At 61.2% G+C, this 258-nt stretch carries 1 protein-coding gene; it reads right to left on the reverse strand.

Translation table 11 applies throughout. The annotated features are described in order from the left end of the window. Positions 1–258 (reverse strand): IS200/IS605 family transposase (locus C450_RS11480; RefSeq protein WP_005043585.1); only part of this gene is annotated, 258 nt, incomplete at both ends.

A 258-nucleotide genomic window follows, 5' to 3' on the forward strand; every position in this document is an offset into this window, starting at 1 on the left:
CATGACGCCGCGAGGTCCGCGTGGCCGTCGAAGCCACACGGACACGTTAGCGTGTCCTTGTGGCGGACTGTCTCGTCGCGTTCGCCACAGTGCGGACATTCCTGCGAAGTCCATTCTTCGCCGTCGGCTTCGAGTTCCATCCCGTATTCCTCGCAAACACACGCGAGGTGGTTCACGAACTGCCGGAACGCCCAGAAGTTGTGCGTCTTCTGGTTCGCCGTTACCGACCACGACGTTTCGAGTACGTCGGTGAGCGCA

This window comes from Halococcus salifodinae DSM 8989 (genome assembly GCF_000336935.1).
Taxonomy (GTDB): domain Archaea; phylum Halobacteriota; class Halobacteria; order Halobacteriales; family Halococcaceae; genus Halococcus; species Halococcus salifodinae.